The following is a 17,576-nucleotide window of genomic DNA, read 5'->3' on the forward strand; positions in this document are numbered from 1 at the left end:
TGTCGGCATTGGACGATGAATAACGCTGGTTTGAACATGACGAAAAACAGCCACTATACCGCGAGCCGGGAACGGGTGGGAGCGTCGAACGGGGTGGGCCGCTTGAGTTATTCGTAGCCGAGTCAACGTGGCTGGCTGAAGCGCCGAGCAATACCGGTCTCCAATGGCCACGCCTCGAGTCTTTGTTTTTTCGGTGCGCTACCGCGCATGGGCTTCAAGAAAATGCCGTAAATTACTCGATCAGGACTGGAATCTTGCCGATCTTCGCTTGCCATTCCTTGGGCGAGGTGTTGTGTATCGAGGCGCCGCGACTATCCACCGCGACCGTGACCGGCATATCTTCGACGACAAACTCATGGATCGCTTCCATGCCAAGTTCGGGAAACGCGACGACGCGGGCCTGTTTGATGGCTTTGGAAACCAAATAGGCCGCCCCGCCGACCGCGATCAAATACACGGCTTTGTGTTTGGCTATGGCCGCAATCGCAACTGGACCGCGCTCGGATTTGCCGATCATGCCCAGCAGGCCGGTTTTTTCCAGCACGGTATCGGTGAAACTGTCCATCCGGGTGGCGGTAGTGGGACCGGCCGGGCCGACCACTTCGTCGCGCACCGCATCGACCGGGCCGACGTAATAAATGAACTTATCCCTTAAGTCCACGCCGCCCGGTAATGGCTGGCCTTTGTTCAACAGATCGACGATACGCTTATGGGCGGCGTCGCGGCCGGTCAGCAGCGTGCCGCTAAGCAGCAAGGTTTCGCCGGGTTTCCAGTCGGCGACGTCTTGCTTGGTCAGGCCGTCGATATTGACCCGTCGCGCCGTGCTGGCGGACTGAGTGATTTCCGGCCAGTCCGATAATTTGGGCGGCGTTAATACGGCTGGGCCGGAGCCGTCCAATACGAAATGGGCGTGGCGGGTGGCGGCGCAGTTGGGGATCATCGCCACCGGTTTGTTGGCGGCGTGGGTCGGATAATCCAGGATTTTCACATCCAGCACCGTGGTCAAGCCGCCCAGGCCTTGCGCACCGATACCCAGCGCATTGACCTTGTCGTAAAGCTCCAGACGCAATTCTTCCAGCGCATTGCTGGGGCCGCGCGCGATCAAGTCCTGAATGTCGATAGAGCCCATGCAAGCCTGCTTAGCCAGGATCATGGCTTTCTCGGCAGTACCGCCGATGCCGATACCCAAAATACCGGGCGGACACCAGCCGGCGCCCATGCTCGGCACGGTTTTCATCACCCAATCGACGATGCTGTCGGCCGGATTCAGCATCGCGAATTTGGACTTGGCTTCCGAACCGCCGCCTTTCGCGGCGATTTCGACATCCACTTTGTCGCCGGGCACCAGTTCCATGTGGATGACCGCCGGGGTGTTGTCCTTGGTGTTGATGCGCTTGCCGGCCGGATCGGACAGGATAGAAGCCCGCAGCACGTTGTCCGGATGCAGATAAGCCTGGCGCACGCCTTGGTTGACCATGTCGCCGACGCTCAGTTTGGCGTCCCAACGCACCTCCATGCCAATCTTCAAAAACACCGTGACGATGCCGGTGTCCTGACAAATCGGCCGGCGTCCTTCGGCGCACATCCGCGAGTTGATTAAAATCTGCGCCATCGCGTCCTTCGCCGCCGGGCTTTGTTCCTTTTGGTAGGCGGCATACAGCGCGTCGATGAAATCCTTCGGGTGGTAATAGGAAATAAACTGCAAGGCATCGGCGATGCTTTGAATAAAATCGGCTTGACGTATCGTTGTCATGGCTCAATTGGGTGGCAAGAATCAGCCCGGAATTTACCACGAAGAGCCGAGGGCTTGAGGATTTTTGAAATCGCCGGGCGTTCTCCGCTCGCCCGTTTATTCACCGAATCGTTGGAAAATCCCGGCAAAACGGCGGAGAGATAAAGCTTCCCGACATGGGCTGGCGGAATTCGGCAAGAAGTTAGCCGATTCGGGCCGTGCCACGCTCGATCTTGGTCGCCTCTTGTGACTACTTAAAGCATAACTCCGGCATATCGAAAAAGATTTCCAGCCGATCCAATTCGGTGTTGGCGATTTCCAATGCGGCGTCGAAAATAGCCAAATCGCCGGATTGCGTGGCGATGTCCAGCATCAAATCGCACATCGATTTGGTTTTGATCAGCGAGTCGTGCTGCCTCTGCAGGTCTTCCTGTTGCTCATCTGTGATTAAGTAGATTTTCATGACAACTATCCTTTCCCTTCCAAGGCCAACATCACCAGCTTTTCCGCGAACGGATTAACAATTTGGCAATTTGGTTTGATTAAAAATGTGATCAATTTTGCAATTATCGGCTTGTTGCCTATGGTCACCTTGAAAGCGCTGGCCTGGAATTGTTCGAAGGTTCAATGCGAGGACTTGACGCCGGCGTGAATGCGGGAACGTTTTTGAAGGGCGTCGGGACAGTCGGCGCCAACCGCGAAGTTTGCCCAGACTTGAAAAAGACGCCGCAAAGGCTGACCGGTCATTTGCCGGACAGTGTGGACCGGCTGGAGTCGCGCCCGATAATTGGTCAGGCCAGCCAGAGCCCGGTCGAATTACAGGCTTAAGCTAAAGCCGGGACTAGCCTAGACCGTCCCGGCCGGCCATTCTCAAATAGCCGCTTTTGATGGCTTGCGCCAGTTCATGCACGGCCATCGCATAATGGGTACTGTGGTTGTAACGGGTGATTACGTAGAAATTGGGGTGGCCCAGCCGATATTCGTCGCGGTTTTGATGGCGCAGCAACAGTAAACTCAGCGGGTAATCGCAACGGCAGGCTTCCGCCGGTTTCAGCCCCGCGTTACTCAGTTTGTCCAACGAATATTGGCTGTCAAAGCCGGTTTCCAATTCGGTGGCGGGTTGGCCGGCGGCGGCGGAAACCACCGGCTTGCCGGCTTGCCAGCCGTGTTCGGCAAAATAGCGGGCGACGCTGCCGATCGCGTCTTCCGGATGCCATAGATCGCGGCGACCGTCGCCGTTGAAGTCGACCGCCCATTGCAGAAAACTGCTGGGCATGAATTGGCCCAAGCCCATCGCGCCGGCGAACGAGCCGACCGGTTTGCCGGGATCCATCCCTTCCGCTCGAGTCATCACCAGAAAATTCTCCAGTTCGCCTCGGAAATACTCGCCCCGGCGCTGGTAATCGAAGGCCAACGTGGTCAGGGCGTCGATGACCCGATGATTGCCGACGAAGCCGCCGAACGTGGTTTCCACCGCCAGAATGCCGAGGATGTATTCTTCCGGCACGCCGTATTCGCGGCTGGCGCGTTGCAGTGAGGATCGGTACTTTTGCCAGAACGTCACGCCGGCGTCGATATGGCGGGCATCGAGAAATTGAGCGCGGTAGCGGCTCCAGCCACCCTTGGCCGGCTTGCCCTTCATCGCCTGGTCGGACTTGGCCAGATAATCCAGCGTCCATTGCTTGCGTTTCGCCTGGCTGAACAGGCCGTACAGATATTCGCGGCTAAATCCGTGCTTTTGGCTGATGTCGTCGATAAAGCGGCTTAACGCCGGATAACCGGCATAGTCGCCGGCGACCGACGAAGCCCGGTATCCGCCGGGTTCGGCCAGTGGCCGTAAATCGGGTATCGAGGTGCGGCCGCGCTCAGGCGGCACTTGCCGGGTCGGACTGTAAGCCCGCTCCGAGGGCGTATGCTTGGCAACGGGTTGAGAGCTACAACCATCCAATAGCGTAATCAGCAGGATGGCGGCGATTTTAACGGCGCGCGGAGGTTTCGGAGGTTTCAAAGGTCGGGTTACTCAGTGTTATTTATACAGCGCGCCTCCGTCGTCGTCGTTTTCCTCCAACATCATGTCCTTGACTTCGAAATTGACGTTTTCGGCGCCCAACTTGATCATCAAGCGGACTTCGTTGCGGGAGTCGGCGGCGTGCAGCGCGTCTTCGTAGCCAATTTTACCGGCTGCGTACAAATCGTAAAGCGCTTGGTCGAAAGTCTGCATGCCGTGTTCGCGCGAGTTCTTCATCAATTCCTTCAATTTATGCACCTCGCCCTTGCGGATCATGTCCGACACCAGCGGCGTGTTCAACAGAATTTCGATGGCCGGAAAGCGACCCTTGCCGTCCGCGCGTTGCACCAGTTGTTGGGCGACGATCCCTCGCAGATTCAGCGACAGGTCCATGAACAATTGGCTATGCATCTCCTCCGGAAAGAAATGCAGAATTCGGTCCAATGCCTGATTGGCATTGTTGGCATGCAGCGTGCAGACGCACAAATGACCGGTTTCGGCGAAGGTGATGGCGTGCTGCATCGTGTCGCGAGTGCGCACCTCGCCGATCAGAATCACGTCGGGCGCTTGCCGCAGGGTGTTTTTCAGCGCGACTTCGAAGGATTCGGTATCCAATCCGACCTCGCGTTGGGTGACGATACAGCCTTGGTGCGGATGGATGAACTCGATCGGGTCTTCGATCGAAATGATGTGACCACTGGTATTTTCGTTGCGATGCCGAATCAACGCGGCCAGCGACGTCGACTTACCGGTGCCGGTCGCACCGACGAACATCACCAGACCGCGCTTGTACATGATCAAGTCTTTCAGCACCGGCGGCAGGTGCAGTTGTTCGGCGGTCGGAATCGTGGTTTCGATGCGGCGCAACACCATGCCGGCCGAATCGCGCTGGGTAAAGGCACTCACCCGGAAACGGCCTAATTCGCTAACGCTCAGCGCGAATTGGCACTCCTTGGTATTCTCGAACTCGTCGCGCTGGCGTTGCGACATCACGCTGAGCACCAATTTCATGGTTTGCTCGCTGTTCAAAATACCCTTGGACACTTCGACGACCTTGCCGTCCACTTTCATCGACGGCGCCCGGCCGGCGGTAATGAACAGGTCGGAGGCTTTTTTCTCGACCATCAGCGCCAATAAGGCTTTAAAGTCCATGGCGTCTCCTCGTATTTCAGCGGAACATGTCTTTGTTGACCGCGCGGGTCATCGCCGCCTTGGCGGTAATCAAGCCCTTGTCGACCAGTTCCTTCAGGTTTTGATCCAGCGTTTGCATGCCGTCCTTGCGGCCGGTTTGAATGGCCGAATACATTTGCGCCACCTTGGCTTCGCGAATCAGGTTGCGGATCGCCGGCGTACCGACCATGATCTCGTGGGCGGCGATCCGGCCGCCCCCGACTTTTTTCAGCAGAGTTTGCGAAATCACCGCCTGCAAGGATTCCGACAGCATCGCCCGAATCATGTCTTTTTCGGCGGCCGGAAACACGTCGATAATCCGGTCTATGGTCTTCGCGGCCGAGGTGGTATGCAGCGTACCGAAGACCAAGTGGCCGGTTTCGGCGGCGGTCAGCGCCAGACGGATGGTTTCCAGGTCGCGCATCTCGCCGACCAGGATGATGTCGGGGTCTTCTCGCAACGCCGAACGTAGGGCTTCGTTGAAACCCAGCGTGTCGCGGTGGATTTCGCGCTGGTTGATCAGCGATTTCTGGCTTTCGTGAACGAATTCGATCGGGTCCTCGACGGTTAGGATATGCGCGTAATCGTTGGTGTTGATGTGATTGATCATCGCCGCCAACGTCGTCGACTTGCCGGAACCGGTCGGTCCGGTCACCAGAATCAAACCCCGCGGCTTGGTGCACAGTTCCGCGAAAAATTTCGGCGCGTCCAAATCTTCCAGCGTCAGCACCTTGGACGGAATGGTCCGGAACACGCCGGCCGCGCCGCGATCCTGATTGAAGGCGTTGACCCGGAACCGCGCCACGCCGGGCAGCGCGAACGAAAAGTCGGTCTCCAAAAATTCCTCGTAATCCCGGCGCTGCTTGTCGTTCATGATGTCGTAGATCAGCGCGTGGACTTCCTTATGATTGAGCGGCGGGATGTTGATCCGGCGGATGTCGCCGTCCACCCGGATCATCGGCGGCAAGCCGGCGGACAAATGCAGGTCCGAGGCTTTGTTTTTAACGGAAAAAGTCAGCAATTCGGCGATGTCCATGGGGCGGGGGTCCAACGAAAAAAAGGTGGTGGGCAAAGGATAGTACAAAATCCAAACCAACGGCGCGGATGCTATCCGAAGCAACCGGTCAGGATCGGCATGGCCGCCATGTTGCGGCGAAAACTGGCGACCAAACTTGCCGTCGCGACAAGCCCCGTGGCGCGATCAATTCGGAAGCTTGTCGCCCGCTTACCCAGGAGCTACCGCGTTGTAAGCCCGGCCGCTGATTTAGCGCGCGGGACTCGGGCTGAATTCGCGATTAGCCCGCGCGCGATGGGGTTGGAAGCACAAAATCTTGCGCCTTGGCGCGATTACTGTTGCTCGGCGCAGCGTATGCAGAGTGTGGCGTAGGGTAACGCGGCCAACCGGGCCGCCTTGATCGGCTCGCCGCAACGCTGGCAGATGCCGTAGGTGCCGGCGTCGATGCGGATGATCGCTTGCTTGATTTTTTCGACTTCGTCCCGAGTGACGTTGCCGATGGCGTCCAGCACCTCGTCGTTCTCGGTCTGGGTCGCTTGTTCGGAAAAATCGCGGTCCACCGGTTGGTCGATATGCTTGACGTCGTCGGTGATTTTACTCAAGCGATCGTCCAACTCTTCCAGCATGTTCAGCAGCTGGTCGCGCACGTTGTCGTAGTCTTTCATAAGCGTCTCCGCGGCCCGGCCGTATCGCAATGGTGTTTGAGGCTGCCTGCTTTATACAACGAAGCCGATGGCGGGTGCAACCGGGCTGGACTATACTCGGCCGCAGTCTTTTCCCTACCGACACTGCCCCGATGGATCTCGCTCTCGAACGTTTATTGGACACCGCCAACCGGATTATCCTCGGCAAGCCCCGCCAAATCCGACTGGCGGTTTGCTGTCTGTTGGCCAGGGGGCATCTGTTGATCGAGGACATTCCCGGCGTCGGCAAAACCACGCTGGCGCACACCCTGGCCAAACTGTTCGGGATGGAGTACCAGCGCATCCAGTTCACCAGCGACATCTTGCCCGCCGACATTCTCGGCTCGTCGGTGTTCGATGCCCAACGCCAGACGTTTACCTTTCACGCCGGACCCATCTTCAAGCAAATGGTGCTGGCCGACGAAATCAACCGGGCCACGCCCAAGGCGCAAAGCGCGTTGCTGGAGGCGATGGAGGAGCGTCAGGTCACGATAGAAGGCAAGACCTATCCGTTACCCCAGCCGTTTTTTGTGATCGCGACCCAAAATCCAGCCCACCAGATCGGTACCTTCCCGTTGCCGGAATCGCAAGTGGATCGGTTTTTAATGCGGATAGAATTGGGTTATCCCAACCGCCAAGCCGAACGCGAATTATTGAGCGGCCGTCCCCGCCATGCCTTGATCGACAATCTGCCGGTGGTGATCGGCGCCGGCGCGTTGCTAGAAATGCAATTGGCCGCGACCGAGGTCCACGTTTCGCCGGCCTTGCTCGATTATCTGCAAGGCATCTTGGATTTCAGCCGCCACCACCCGGATTACGCCAGCGGCTTGTCGCCGCGCGGCGGCTTGGGATTATTGGCCGCCGCCAAGGCTTGGGCGTTCCTGGACCGGCGCAAGGCGGTGTTGCCGGAAGACTTGCAAGCCGTGTTACCGGCGGTGGCCGGCCATCGCTTGCAGGCCGGCGTGGTCGATTCGGCGGCCACCGTCGCGCCGATACTCGAACAAGTTGCCGTGTTGTGAGCCTGAAGCTGTCCGAGCGCTTTCGCCTGTCCCGCTTCATTCGCGGCGAAGCGCCGTCCGGCGACGCGATAGAACTCAATCACCGGCGTATCTTCATCATCCCCAACCGGCGCGGCTTGCTGTTCGCGGGATTGATCGGCGTGCTATTGCTGATCGGCTACGTTTACGGCAACAACCTGTGCTACTTGTTGGGCTTCTTGCTGGCCGGCGTTTTTTTCGTGACGATACTGCACACCTATCTGGCGCTGGCGGGCTTGGTGGTGCGGGCTGGGCGACAGGCGCCGGTCTTCGCCGGCCAACCGGCCGCTTACGTCTTTACCTTGGAACCGGGCCGGCGGCCGCGTCAAAATCTCGAGTTGCGTCTGCAAAGTCACTTGACGCTGGAATTGCCGGCCGAGCAACACCGCAGCGTCACGTTGTTCGAAATCGCCGCCCAGCGCGGGCGGCGCCAACCGGGCACTTTAACCGTGAGCAGTTGCTATCCGCTGGGTCTGTTTCGGGCTTGGTCGCCGTTGCGCTTCGACAGTCCGTTGCTGGTTTACCCGAAACCGGCCGAACCGGGCGCGCCCTTTCCCGAGCAAGCCGGCGGCGACGGCCAGGCGGGCTACCGGGCGCGCGGCGGCGATGAGTTCAATGGTTTGCGGGCCTACCAGCTCGGCGACACCCTGCGGCAAATCGACTGGAAAACTTACGCCAAGGGCCAAGGCGTGCACAGCAAACAATACGGCGGCAATACCGCCGCCGAGCTGTGGCTGGATTTGCAAGCGGCGCCCGGTCATCACCTGGAGGAGCGCTTGAGCCTGCTGTGCCGCTGGGTGGTGGACGCCGAACACGCCGGCCTGCGTTACGGCTTGGTGTTACCCAATCTGCGCCTGGCGCCCGATCGAGGCACCCAGCATTATCGGCGCTGCCTGGAAGCGCTGGCGGTGTTCCCGGCATGAGCGACTATTTACCCGACCGCCTGCTCTGGTTTGTATTGGCATCCACCGGCCTGATCGTGTTGCCGCATGCCTGGCATGTGCCGCTGCCGCTGTTCGGCTTTTTCCTGTTGCCGCTGGGCTGGCGATGCGTCGGTATCGGCCGGCCGGACTGCTTGCCGGGCAAGTGGCTGTTGTTCGCGCTGACCCTGGCCGGGCTAGCCTTGTTGTTCAGCCAGCAGCGCGGCGTGTTCGGCCGCGATGCCGGCACCGGATTATTCGTGGTGTCGCTGGGTTTGAAGCTGTTGGAGATCCGCGGCCGGCGCGACGTTTACGTGATCGTGTTTTTGTCCTTCATCGTCGCCGCCACCCAGTTTCTGTACGAAGAAAGCATCTTGATGGCCGGCTACATCGTGTTGGTCTGCGTACTCGGTCTGGCCACCTTGATTACGCTGAACAGCCAGACGCCGCGTACCGGTCCGGCGCTGTGGAATGCCGGCCGCTTGATTGCCCAAGCCGTGCCGGCCGCGCTGGTGTTGTTCGTGTTGTTTCCGCGACTGGAGGCGCCGCGCTGGAGTTGGTTGCAGGATACCGACAAGGCCAGGAGCGGCTTGAGCAACAAGCTGGAGCCGGGCGCCATCGCCGAGCTGAGTCTGTCCGGCGATTTGGTGTTCCGGGTCAAGTTCGCCGGCGAGCCGCCGCCAGCCCATTTGCGTTACTGGCGCGGGCCGATTTACGCCTTCACCGACGGCGTGGTTTGGCAGCAATTGCCCTACGCCGGTCGCGGCGAAGGCGATCCGACCTTTGATTCGACCCGGGTTTACGACTACACGCTGCTGATGGAACCGCAAAGCCAGCATTGGGTTTATGCGTTGGATTTGCCTTACCGCTATCCGCCGGAATTGCGCCGCAACGGCTTGTACCAATTGCTGGCCGACAACAACCCCGGCGAACGCGCCGAATACCGGTTGGCGTCCGCCCCCGGTTACCGCACCGGCGACCTCGACGACTCGGGACACCGGGAAAACCTGCAACTGCCGGGCAAGGTGGCGCCCAGGATCCAAACGCTGGTTGAGAGTTTGCGGGGCGGAGATAACGATCCGGAACGCTTCATCACCCGGCTGCTCGGGTATTTTCGCGAGCAGAATTTTCGTTACACGCTGACGCCGCCGACTATGCCGGTCAAACCCATCGAAGCGTTTTTGTTCGACCACCGGGCCGGATTCTGCAGCCACTACGCGACCGCGTTCGTTTACGTGTTGCGGGCGGCCGGCATTCCGGCGCGAGTGGTGGGCGGTTATCAGGGCGGCCAGTTCAATACGGTCGGCGGCTTTCTGGAAGTCCGCCAGGCCGACGCGCATGCCTGGGCGGAAGCCTGGCTGGCGGAACGCGGTTGGGTGCGCTTCGATCCAACCGCGGCGATCGCGCCGGAGCGCATCGAGCGCGGCGTCGATATCGACCTACAGGTTGCCAGCGGCGCGGTCAACTTTCGAGCCGCCAACTTCGACCCGAGGGCGCTGAGTTGGCTGCAACGCGGCGCTCAATTGTGGAGCAATGTCGATTATCAATGGCAGCGTTGGGTCATCAATTACGATAACGCCAGCCAACGCGAATTTCTGACGGCGCTGGGAATCCAGGATTGGCTAACGCTGGGGTACTGGCTGTTTGCCAGTTTGGCCGGCATCGGCGGGCTACTGGCTTGGCGGTTGTTGAAGCCCTTGCGTCGGCGCCGGGACCCGGTTGCCGAGTTGTACCGACGCTTTGTCGCGCGTTCGACCAGAGCGGGATTGATTGCCAAACCGGGTTACGGTCCGAGCGAGCTGGCGGAGCAACTCCGGCGCTTAAGGCCCGATCTGGCCGAACCGGCCGACCGCATCGCCGAAACGTTTAACCGCCTGTATTTCGAGGAAACCGGCGCCGGCGTCGATCTGACCGATTTGAAACGGCGGATCGACGCGCTACGCTGACCGGCCCGTTTTAGGGCTGACCCGCCGGGGAGGCGGCCGGCGCCGGTTTGACGACCGGTACGTCGCCGCTGGTGGGCGCCGGCGGCGCCTGGGTTTGGACCTTGGCCTGCTGGGCTTTTTCGGCTTGCAACTCCTTGTTGCCTTCACCGTACATGACGGCCGCGGTCATGAACAGGCCGGTGCAAACGAAGATGATCGGCATGCGGCCGGGCTTGTCCATCCAAAATAACAGCCACTTAGGCTTGAGCAAGCCGACCAGCAACAGGACTAAGGTCAAAATCAAGAGGTTGAAGCTGTAGTAAATCAGTGTGTTCATGTATCCGGGTCGGTTAGCGGCAAGTGAAATAAACCTATATTATTACCAGGCTTGGGATCGGCAATCATAAAAAATTACATCAGCCTCGGGAGGCAGTTATGGGCGGTTTCGGTTTATTCGTGACAGTGTTGTTCTTTTTCGCCATTTTGATGGTGTTCATGAGCGTCAAATCAGTGCCTCAGGGCATGGAATACACGGTCGAGCGTTTCGGTAAGTATACGGCGACCTTGACGCCGGGCTTGAACATCATCGTCCCCATCATCGATCAAATCGGCAGAAAACTGAACATGATGGAACAGGTCATCGACGTGCCGTCGCAGGAAGTGATTACCAAGGACAACGCGATGGTGCGGGTGGACGGCGTGGTGTTTTACCAAATCATGGATGCCGCCAAGGCGGCTTACGAAGTGAATTATCTGGACGTAGCGATCATCAATCTGGTGATGACCAACATTCGCACCGTGATGGGCTCGATGGACCTGGACGAACTGTTATCGCGCCGCGACGAAATCAACGCCCGCTTGTTGGCGGTGGTCGACGACGCGACGACGCCGTGGGGCATCAAAGTGACCCGGATCGAAATCAAGGACATCGCGCCGCCCAAGGACTTGGTCGATTCGATGGCCCGGCAAATGAAGGCGGAACGGGAAAAGCGCGCGCAGATTCTGGAGGCCGAAGGTTTACGGCAGGCGGAAATATTGAAAGCCGAGGGCTTGAAACAGAGCGCGATCCTGGAAGCCGAGGGTCGCCGCGAAGCCGCGTTTCGCGAGGCCGAAGCCCGCGAGCGTTTGGCCGAAGCCGAAGCCAAGGCCACGATCATGGTTTCCGAAGCCATCGCCAAGGGCGACGTGCAGGCGATCAATTTTTTCGTCGCGCAAAAATACATCGAATCCATCAAGGAGATCGCCACCGCCGACAACAGCAAGCTGATTCTAATGCCTTTGGAAGCTTCCAGCGTGATCGGGGCCCTGGGCGGTATCGGCGAATTGGCCAAGGAAGCCTTGTCCAAAAAAGGCTAGCGCGATGAGCGAATTCGACATTGTGTTCTGGTATTGGTGGGTGGCCGCGGTCGCCTTTTTGGGCTTGGAAATCCTGGTCAGCGGTTTCTTCTTTTTATGGCTGGCGGTGGCGGCTTTCGTGACCGGCGCGTTGTTGCTGGTCGTGCCGGTGATGGGATTTAATTTGCAATTGCTGCTGTTCTCGGCGATGGCGATCGCGGCGGTATTGGCTTGGCGGCGTTATGCCGGCGCCAAGGCGCAAACCAGCGATCATCCGCTGTTGAACCGGCGCGGCGCCCAATACGTCGGCCGCACCTTCAATCTGGTGGAAGCCATCGAAAACGGCCAGGGCAAGATCAAGGTGGACGATACGATCTGGAAAGTCCACGGCGAGGATTGCCCGGTGGGCGGCAAAGTCAAGGTCGTTGCGGTTAACGGCACCGTATTCGAGGTGGACGTTTGCCGTTAGGGCTTTAGAGGGTGACGGTTGCCGGCCGGACCGGCAACCGTCGGGCGAAGTGTCGAAAGCTTGCGCGCTGGAGTTTATTTTTTGACGTACAAGTCGGTAATCGTGCCTTCTATCATCTCCGCCGCGAACGCGAAGGTTTCAGACAAGGTCGGGTGCGGATGAATGCTCAGGCTGATGTCGGTGGCATCGGCGCCCATTTCCAGGGCTAAAACCGCTTCCGCGACCAGTTCGCCGGCGCCGGGGCCGGTGAAACCGGCACCCAAAATCCGGCCGCTGGTTTTGTCGGTCAAAATTTTGGTGATGCCTTCGTTGCGGCCCAAGGCCAACGACCGACCGCTGGCGGCCCACGGGAACACGGCTTTGTTAAACTCGATACCTTGCTGCTGAGCCTGAGTTTCGGTCAGGCCCATCCACGCCACTTCCGGATCGGTGTAGGCTACCGACGGAATCGTCAGCGCGTCGAAACCGGCTTTGTGGCCGGCGATGGTTTCGGCGGCGATTTTGCCCTCGTGAGTGGCTTTGTGCGCCAGCATCGGATTGCCGACGATATCGCCGATGGCAAAGATGTGGCCGACATTGGTGCGGCCCTGTTTATCAACCGGAATAAAGCCGCGTTCGTCGACGGTAACGCCGGCCTTAACGGCGTCGATTAATTTGCCGTTCGGCCGGCGGCCAACCGCGACCAACACCGCGTCGAACACTTCGCTTTCCGGCGCATCCTTGCCTTCCATCGCGACTATAATGCCGGCGTCGGTGGCTTCCATCGCTTTCACGCTGGTTTTCAGCCACAGGTTGTCGTATTGCTTTTTGATTTTGCGCTGCAGCGGCGTCACTAAATCCTTGTCGCAGCCGGGGATGATTTGGTCCATCAACTCCACCACGCTGATTTTCGAACCCAGCGCATGGTAAACGGTGGCCATTTCCAGGCCGATAATGCCGCCGCCGACGATCAGCAGTTTTTCCGGTACGAAGTTCAGATTCAGCGCATCGGTCGAATCCCAAACCCGCGGATCGTCGTGCGGGAAGCCGGGGATTTTGGTCGGCTGCGAGCCGGCGGCGACGATCGCGTGATCAAAGGTCACGGTTTGGCTGCCGGACTCGTTTTCGACGGTCAGGCTATTGGCAGAGGCAAACTTGCCGACGCCGTTGATGACGGTCACCTTGCGCTGCTTGGCCAGCTTCGCCAAACCTTGGTTCAAACTCTGGCTGACGCTTTGCTTCCAGCCGCGGATTTGATCCAAATCGACTTGCGGCTTGCCGAAGCTGACGCCATGCTCGGCCATCGCTTCGGCTTCGTGGATGATTTGCGCGACGTGCAACAAGGCTTTCGACGGAATGCAGCCGACGTTCAGACAAACGCCGCCCAGCACCGGATAGCGTTCGACCAGGACCACCTGCTTGCCCAGATCGGCGGCACGGAAGGCCGCCGTGTAACCGCCGGGGCCGCCGCCCAGGACCAGAACTTCGGCGTGAGTTTGTGTATTGCTCATGAAATGGAACTCCTAAATAACGAAATCGGTGAGGCGTGCCAGCTGATGCCGAAACGGCGCCCAAGCTTAACGGCGATTTTACAGGTTACCGCGACGGATCAAAAACTAAACTGAACCCCAGCGAAAAAACCGGCAACGCGCCGCCGACGCCGCATCCTGGCGCAATCTGTTTGCGCAAGCGCAGCGGGACGACGGTCGGTCCGCCGATTCAGGCGAGAGCAATCCAGGCTTTACGAAGTTGGCGCGCGATGCCTGATTGCTCGCATTGCCAATAGTCGGTGAGACGGAAGCCGCTTGGAAGCCTGCGGCGACATCGATGCCTTTCTAAAGTCGCACGATGCCCGCGCCTAATTTGCAAACCCGTTCGAGAGATCTTCGGAATGGACTAAACCGCACCGGCCGGCAGCGTGTAGACCGACTGCGAGGGCTCGCCGATAGCCGCCAAAAAGGCCGACAGGTCCGGCGCCGAGCCTGTCGTATAGTAGGTGGTGGCGCTGGCCGGTCGCCGGGGCGCGGCGGCGGACGGCAGCACTCGGGCCAGTTGCCGGGCGATCGCATCGGAAGGCTCGACCACCGCGACCGCCGGGCCGGCAATTCGCGAAATTTCCGGCGCCAGAAACGCGTAATGCGTGCAACCCAACACAATGGTATCGGCGCCGGCGGCGATGCCGGGGCCGATGAATTCATCCAACAAACGCAAGGTTGCCGCGCTACGAAATTCGCCGCGCTCGACCTGGTCGGCCAAACCCGGACACGGCTGCAGGATCAGGTTAACCTCCCGGCCGTGGGCGCGGCACAGTCGGGCGACCGATCCGCTCCGTATCGTGTTGGTGGTCGCCATGACCAATACGACTTTGGACTGGGTAATTTGCGCGGCCGGTTTGATGGCCGGTTCCATCGCGACGATCGGCAAGCCGTGCAGACTGCGTAGCTGTTGGGCGGCGACAACGCTGGCGGTGTTGCAGGCCAGCACCAAGGCCCGCGCGCCGCGTTGCACCAGGAACTCGGCGATTTGCCGGGCGCGCGCTTCGATGAACGCCGGCGCCCGATCGCCGTAAGGGGCGTGAGCGTTATCCGCGACGTAAACAAAGGATTCGCTCGGCAACTTTTCCCGAAGCGCCCGCAACACCGACAGCCCGCCGATGCCGGAGTCGTAAACGCCGATCGGCGCGGAAAAGGATTCGGTGGTGGGCATGGTCTGGTGTATGGCTCCCGTTTGGCGACCGTGGAATTTTCGCACATTCATCAAAAAACGCCCGCGCGGAAACCTATTTTAAGGTTCCGACCGCGCTCGGCCGGCATTCGGACGGAAATCCCCACCGCCGATCTGGCGCAATCGGACCGGGGCCAAGCGGCTCGTTATTCGCCGCACCCCGCCTTGCCGGACTTGACGTCGGCAACGCTGCAGGCGCCGAAACCAAGCAGTTGGCTATCCAGCAATGCGATTTTGCCGGAACGGCCGGCCGCGGAGTCGCCACTTTGTTGCTCGGCCGCCTGCTCTTGCGTCGGCGCGGAACGGCTGGCGGCAGCTGCGGCGGCGCCCGCGCCGTCGGGCATGACCGGAGGTGTCGGGATCTGGCCGAATCCAATGCTGCTGCCCAGCACTTGAATATTGCTGGCACCGATCACCGCGCTGGCGGCAATCGTGACATTTTGACCGCCAATCCCGGCCTCGCCGGCATCGACCACGCCTTTCGGCGCGGCCAGCACTACATTGCCGATCCTGTCGCTGTTATAGCCCGATTGCGCCCGAATGCCGCTGCCGGAAATCGTCGGCGGAAATTCGACGATCAGCTGACCGGTGGTTTTGTCGATTCGGATATTCGGCGATGCAGTCGCCAAGGCCGCTTTGGCGCCCCGGCCGGCGTCGATATTGCCGTCCGACGACCAGACGCTAATGTCGCCTCCGGCCAGCGTGAACACCCGTTGCTGGTTCACCTGCAAGTCGTGTTTGACCAGGATATTAATGTCGCCTTCGCGCTGGGCAATGATGCCTAAATCAGCCTGGTCGGCTTTGCCGCCGGTAAATCCCGAGGCCAGGCCGACGTTGACCCTGCCGCCCGGCGCCAACAGGTTGATGTCGCCGCCTTGCAGGGTTTGAATTCGGCTGAAGAACAGTTTGATGTCGCCGGCAGGGGCGTCCGGAAACAACAGCGCGATCGCATCGTAACCGCGTTGGTAGGCGGCCTGTTGCTGGCTACCGGTCGTCGCGGCCGCCGCCTTGGCCGAGGCGCGAATTTCGTCGAATAGTACCGAGAGCGCGATTTGCAAGCGGCCGATCGGCGTGGCTTGTTGTTCCAAGGCTGCGCGTAAGCCTTGGTACGCGCCGGACACGACATAGATATTCAGGAAGTCTTCCAGCGGCGCGGTGAAATCGCCAAAACGGCTGCCGGCCAACACGCTAATGTCGGCACCTTGACCGGGTAGCGCGACATTGTGCAAATTGCCGACCGAGATAATGCCGCCGGACACGCCTAAGTCAATATTCCGCCCGGCCCACACGTTCAACAAACCCGGTCCGGCCAGTTCGATTTGAGCGTTGGTCGCGGTAAAAGCCCCGGTCGTCGGGTTTCTGAGCAATTCGTAGAGGATATCGCGGCCGGCGCTGATGCTGCTGACATCGTCCGCATGCAGATTCTGCAATGTCAAACCCAGGTTTTTAAAGTCCAGTCCGGCGTAAAAGCTTGTGGCCTTGGCGGTAATCACGCTGGCGACGCCGACTCCGGAAATGCTGCCGTGCGCGGCGATCAGCCGATTCGGCCGGTTATCGCCGGCATGCACCGACACATCCGCGTGTTCGGGCCAAACGCCGCCGGTGTCGGTCGGATTCAGGAAAGATGGCAAAAAGCTGGGATCGGCGTCCAGTTGCCGGATCTCGCTGCTACTTAGCGCGTCGATGCCCAGTGTCAAATTACCCCAGGCCACCAACTCCAGCGTACTGTCGGCGCTTGGGAATAACAAGATCGAATTATTGACGTTGATATCGCCGCTGAGCGCGTGGGCGGTCAGATTGCCGGGATAGTAGGACCACCAATCCACGCCGGCTTGAGCGATATAGGTTTGCGGATCGCCGGTGGCGGTCGGGAAGGTTTTGGCCAGTTGGTCGATCAAATCCACGTCGTTGTTAAATTCGATGTCGCCGGCCAGCGTTTGCAGCGCGATGCCGCTGCTCGGACCGTAATTGAAAAAGTAGCTGTTCACGATGGTCGTATTGGAACCCGTGGTAGCGGGTGGGACGCCGAACGGATTCAGCACCGCGCCGACCGCGATACCGGTCGCCGCTTGTAGGTTAAACACGGCATCGGCGATCGCGAATATCGGCCCCGCGCTGTAGACAACACTATCGTCGGTTGCGTCCGGATCGACTCTGCTGGCGGTAATCGCGCCACCGGCCTTAATGTTGGCAATGCCCTTGTCCACGAAAAACACGCCGCCGGCAATGTCGCCGCCGGCCCGCAGGTTCAAATCGCCGCCGCCGCGGATTAGCGGCGGGCTTTCGGCGATGTTGCCGTCGGCATCGACGGCGCCGGTCAGCTTGGCCGAAGTCGGCAACATCACCGACAAATCCAGGATGTCGCGGCCGGCGTTGATGTCGATATTGCCGCCACCCAGCGCGCCGAGGTTTTCCCGAAAGCCGAAGCTTTGGTTTTGGCCGCTAACGGTGGCCGGCGCATCGAAGCTGATGCCCCAGACCGTGGCGCCGGTCAAGTTGCCACCGTCTCCAAGGACGCTGGCGTGTTGCAGCCAATCGCCGAGAAACTGCGAGCTGACCGCGCCGACGATATCGCCGCC

At 59.8% G+C, this 17,576-nt stretch carries 16 protein-coding genes; 6 read left to right on the forward strand and 10 right to left on the reverse strand.

Features of this window, described 5'->3' with window-relative positions:
• Positions 1–232: 232 nt before the first annotated feature.
• Both AC3B8H_RS09300 and AC3B8H_RS09305 read right to left on the reverse strand, forming a co-directional pair.
• Positions 233–1,753 carry a fumarate hydratase gene (locus tag AC3B8H_RS09300; protein WP_488441311.1) on the reverse strand — a complete coding sequence of 507 codons (1,521 nt, stop codon included), beginning with the start codon at positions 1,751–1,753 and terminating at the stop codon, positions 233–235.
• Between the two features lie 229 nt (positions 1,754–1,982).
• On the reverse strand, positions 1,983–2,195 hold the full coding sequence (locus AC3B8H_RS09305; RefSeq protein ID WP_488441312.1) for a hypothetical protein: 213 nt from the start codon (positions 2,193–2,195) through the stop codon (positions 1,983–1,985).
• Positions 2,196–2,359: 164 nt separating this feature from the next.
• Between AC3B8H_RS09305 and AC3B8H_RS09310 the strand changes: the two genes are divergently transcribed.
• Entirely contained in the window at positions 2,360–2,560 is a 201-nt protein-coding gene (locus AC3B8H_RS09310; protein WP_488441313.1) for a hypothetical protein, read from the forward strand.
• A gap of 13 nt (positions 2,561–2,573) precedes the next feature.
• Here AC3B8H_RS09310 and mltB read toward each other — a convergent pair whose 3' ends face one another.
• The 4 genes from mltB to AC3B8H_RS09330 all read right to left on the reverse strand — a co-directional run bounded on the left by mltB (position 2,574) and on the right by AC3B8H_RS09330 (position 6,590).
• Positions 2,574–3,740 (reverse strand): lytic murein transglycosylase B, encoded by a 1,167-nt coding sequence (gene mltB / locus AC3B8H_RS09315; protein ID WP_488441314.1) that lies wholly within the window; start codon positions 3,738–3,740, stop codon positions 2,574–2,576.
• Positions 3,741–3,758: 18 nt separating this feature from the next.
• Positions 3,759–4,892 (reverse strand): PilT/PilU family type 4a pilus ATPase, encoded by a 1,134-nt coding sequence (locus tag AC3B8H_RS09320; RefSeq protein ID WP_488441315.1) that lies wholly within the window; start codon positions 4,890–4,892, stop codon positions 3,759–3,761.
• A gap of 16 nt (positions 4,893–4,908) precedes the next feature.
• Positions 4,909–5,946, reverse strand: a complete 1,038-nt coding sequence (locus AC3B8H_RS09325; protein WP_064026984.1) for a type IV pilus twitching motility protein PilT — start codon at positions 5,944–5,946, stop codon at positions 4,909–4,911.
• A gap of 311 nt (positions 5,947–6,257) precedes the next feature.
• A complete protein-coding gene (locus tag AC3B8H_RS09330; protein ID WP_488441316.1) occupies positions 6,258–6,590 on the reverse strand; it encodes a TraR/DksA family transcriptional regulator in 333 nt (110 codons plus the stop codon).
• A 131-nt stretch (positions 6,591–6,721) separates the two neighbouring features.
• Between AC3B8H_RS09330 and AC3B8H_RS09335 the strand changes: the two genes are divergently transcribed.
• From AC3B8H_RS09335 to AC3B8H_RS09345, 3 genes are read left to right on the forward strand one after another with little or no spacing between them, the layout of a single operon-like run.
• Positions 6,722–7,627 carry an AAA family ATPase gene (locus tag AC3B8H_RS09335; RefSeq protein ID WP_488441317.1) on the forward strand — a complete coding sequence of 302 codons (906 nt, stop codon included), beginning with the start codon at positions 6,722–6,724 and terminating at the stop codon, positions 7,625–7,627.
• On the forward strand, positions 7,624–8,568 hold the full coding sequence (locus AC3B8H_RS09340; protein WP_488441318.1) for a DUF58 domain-containing protein: 945 nt from the start codon (positions 7,624–7,626) through the stop codon (positions 8,566–8,568). Before AC3B8H_RS09335 ends, AC3B8H_RS09340 begins: the two co-directional genes overlap by 4 nt.
• A complete protein-coding gene (locus tag AC3B8H_RS09345) occupies positions 8,565–10,511 on the forward strand; it encodes a transglutaminase TgpA family protein (protein WP_488441319.1) in 1,947 nt (648 codons plus the stop codon). Before AC3B8H_RS09340 ends, AC3B8H_RS09345 begins: the two co-directional genes overlap by 4 nt.
• A gap of 10 nt (positions 10,512–10,521) precedes the next feature.
• Here AC3B8H_RS09345 and AC3B8H_RS09350 read toward each other — a convergent pair whose 3' ends face one another.
• Positions 10,522–10,827: a hypothetical protein gene (locus tag AC3B8H_RS09350; protein WP_488441320.1), complete on the reverse strand. Its 306-nt coding sequence runs from the start codon at positions 10,825–10,827 to the stop codon at positions 10,522–10,524.
• Between the two features lie 98 nt (positions 10,828–10,925).
• Between AC3B8H_RS09350 and AC3B8H_RS09355 the strand changes: the two genes are divergently transcribed.
• Both AC3B8H_RS09355 and AC3B8H_RS09360 read left to right on the forward strand, forming a co-directional pair.
• The gene (locus AC3B8H_RS09355; protein WP_488441321.1) at positions 10,926–11,846 is read left to right on the forward strand and encodes an SPFH domain-containing protein; all 921 of its coding nucleotides are present in this window, start codon (positions 10,926–10,928) and stop codon (positions 11,844–11,846) included.
• A gap of 4 nt (positions 11,847–11,850) precedes the next feature.
• Positions 11,851–12,294, forward strand: a complete 444-nt coding sequence (locus AC3B8H_RS09360) for an NfeD family protein (RefSeq protein ID WP_488441322.1) — start codon at positions 11,851–11,853, stop codon at positions 12,292–12,294.
• Between the two features lie 74 nt (positions 12,295–12,368).
• Here the strand turns inward: AC3B8H_RS09360 and lpdA are convergent, their stop codons facing one another.
• The 3 genes from lpdA to AC3B8H_RS09375 all read right to left on the reverse strand — a co-directional run.
• Positions 12,369–13,784, reverse strand: coding sequence for a dihydrolipoyl dehydrogenase (gene lpdA, locus AC3B8H_RS09365; RefSeq protein WP_488441323.1), 1,416 nt, complete (start codon positions 13,782–13,784; stop codon positions 12,369–12,371).
• A 385-nt stretch (positions 13,785–14,169) separates the two neighbouring features.
• Complete coding sequence (gene murI / locus AC3B8H_RS09370; protein WP_488441324.1) at positions 14,170–14,979, reverse strand: glutamate racemase; 810 nt, start codon at positions 14,977–14,979, stop codon at positions 14,170–14,172.
• A 164-nt stretch (positions 14,980–15,143) separates the two neighbouring features.
• Positions 15,144–17,576 (reverse strand): filamentous hemagglutinin family protein (locus AC3B8H_RS09375; protein ID WP_488441325.1); only part of this gene is annotated, 2,433 nt, incomplete at its 5' end.

The sequence above is a fragment of the Methylomonas sp. BG-2 genome (assembly GCF_057766305.1).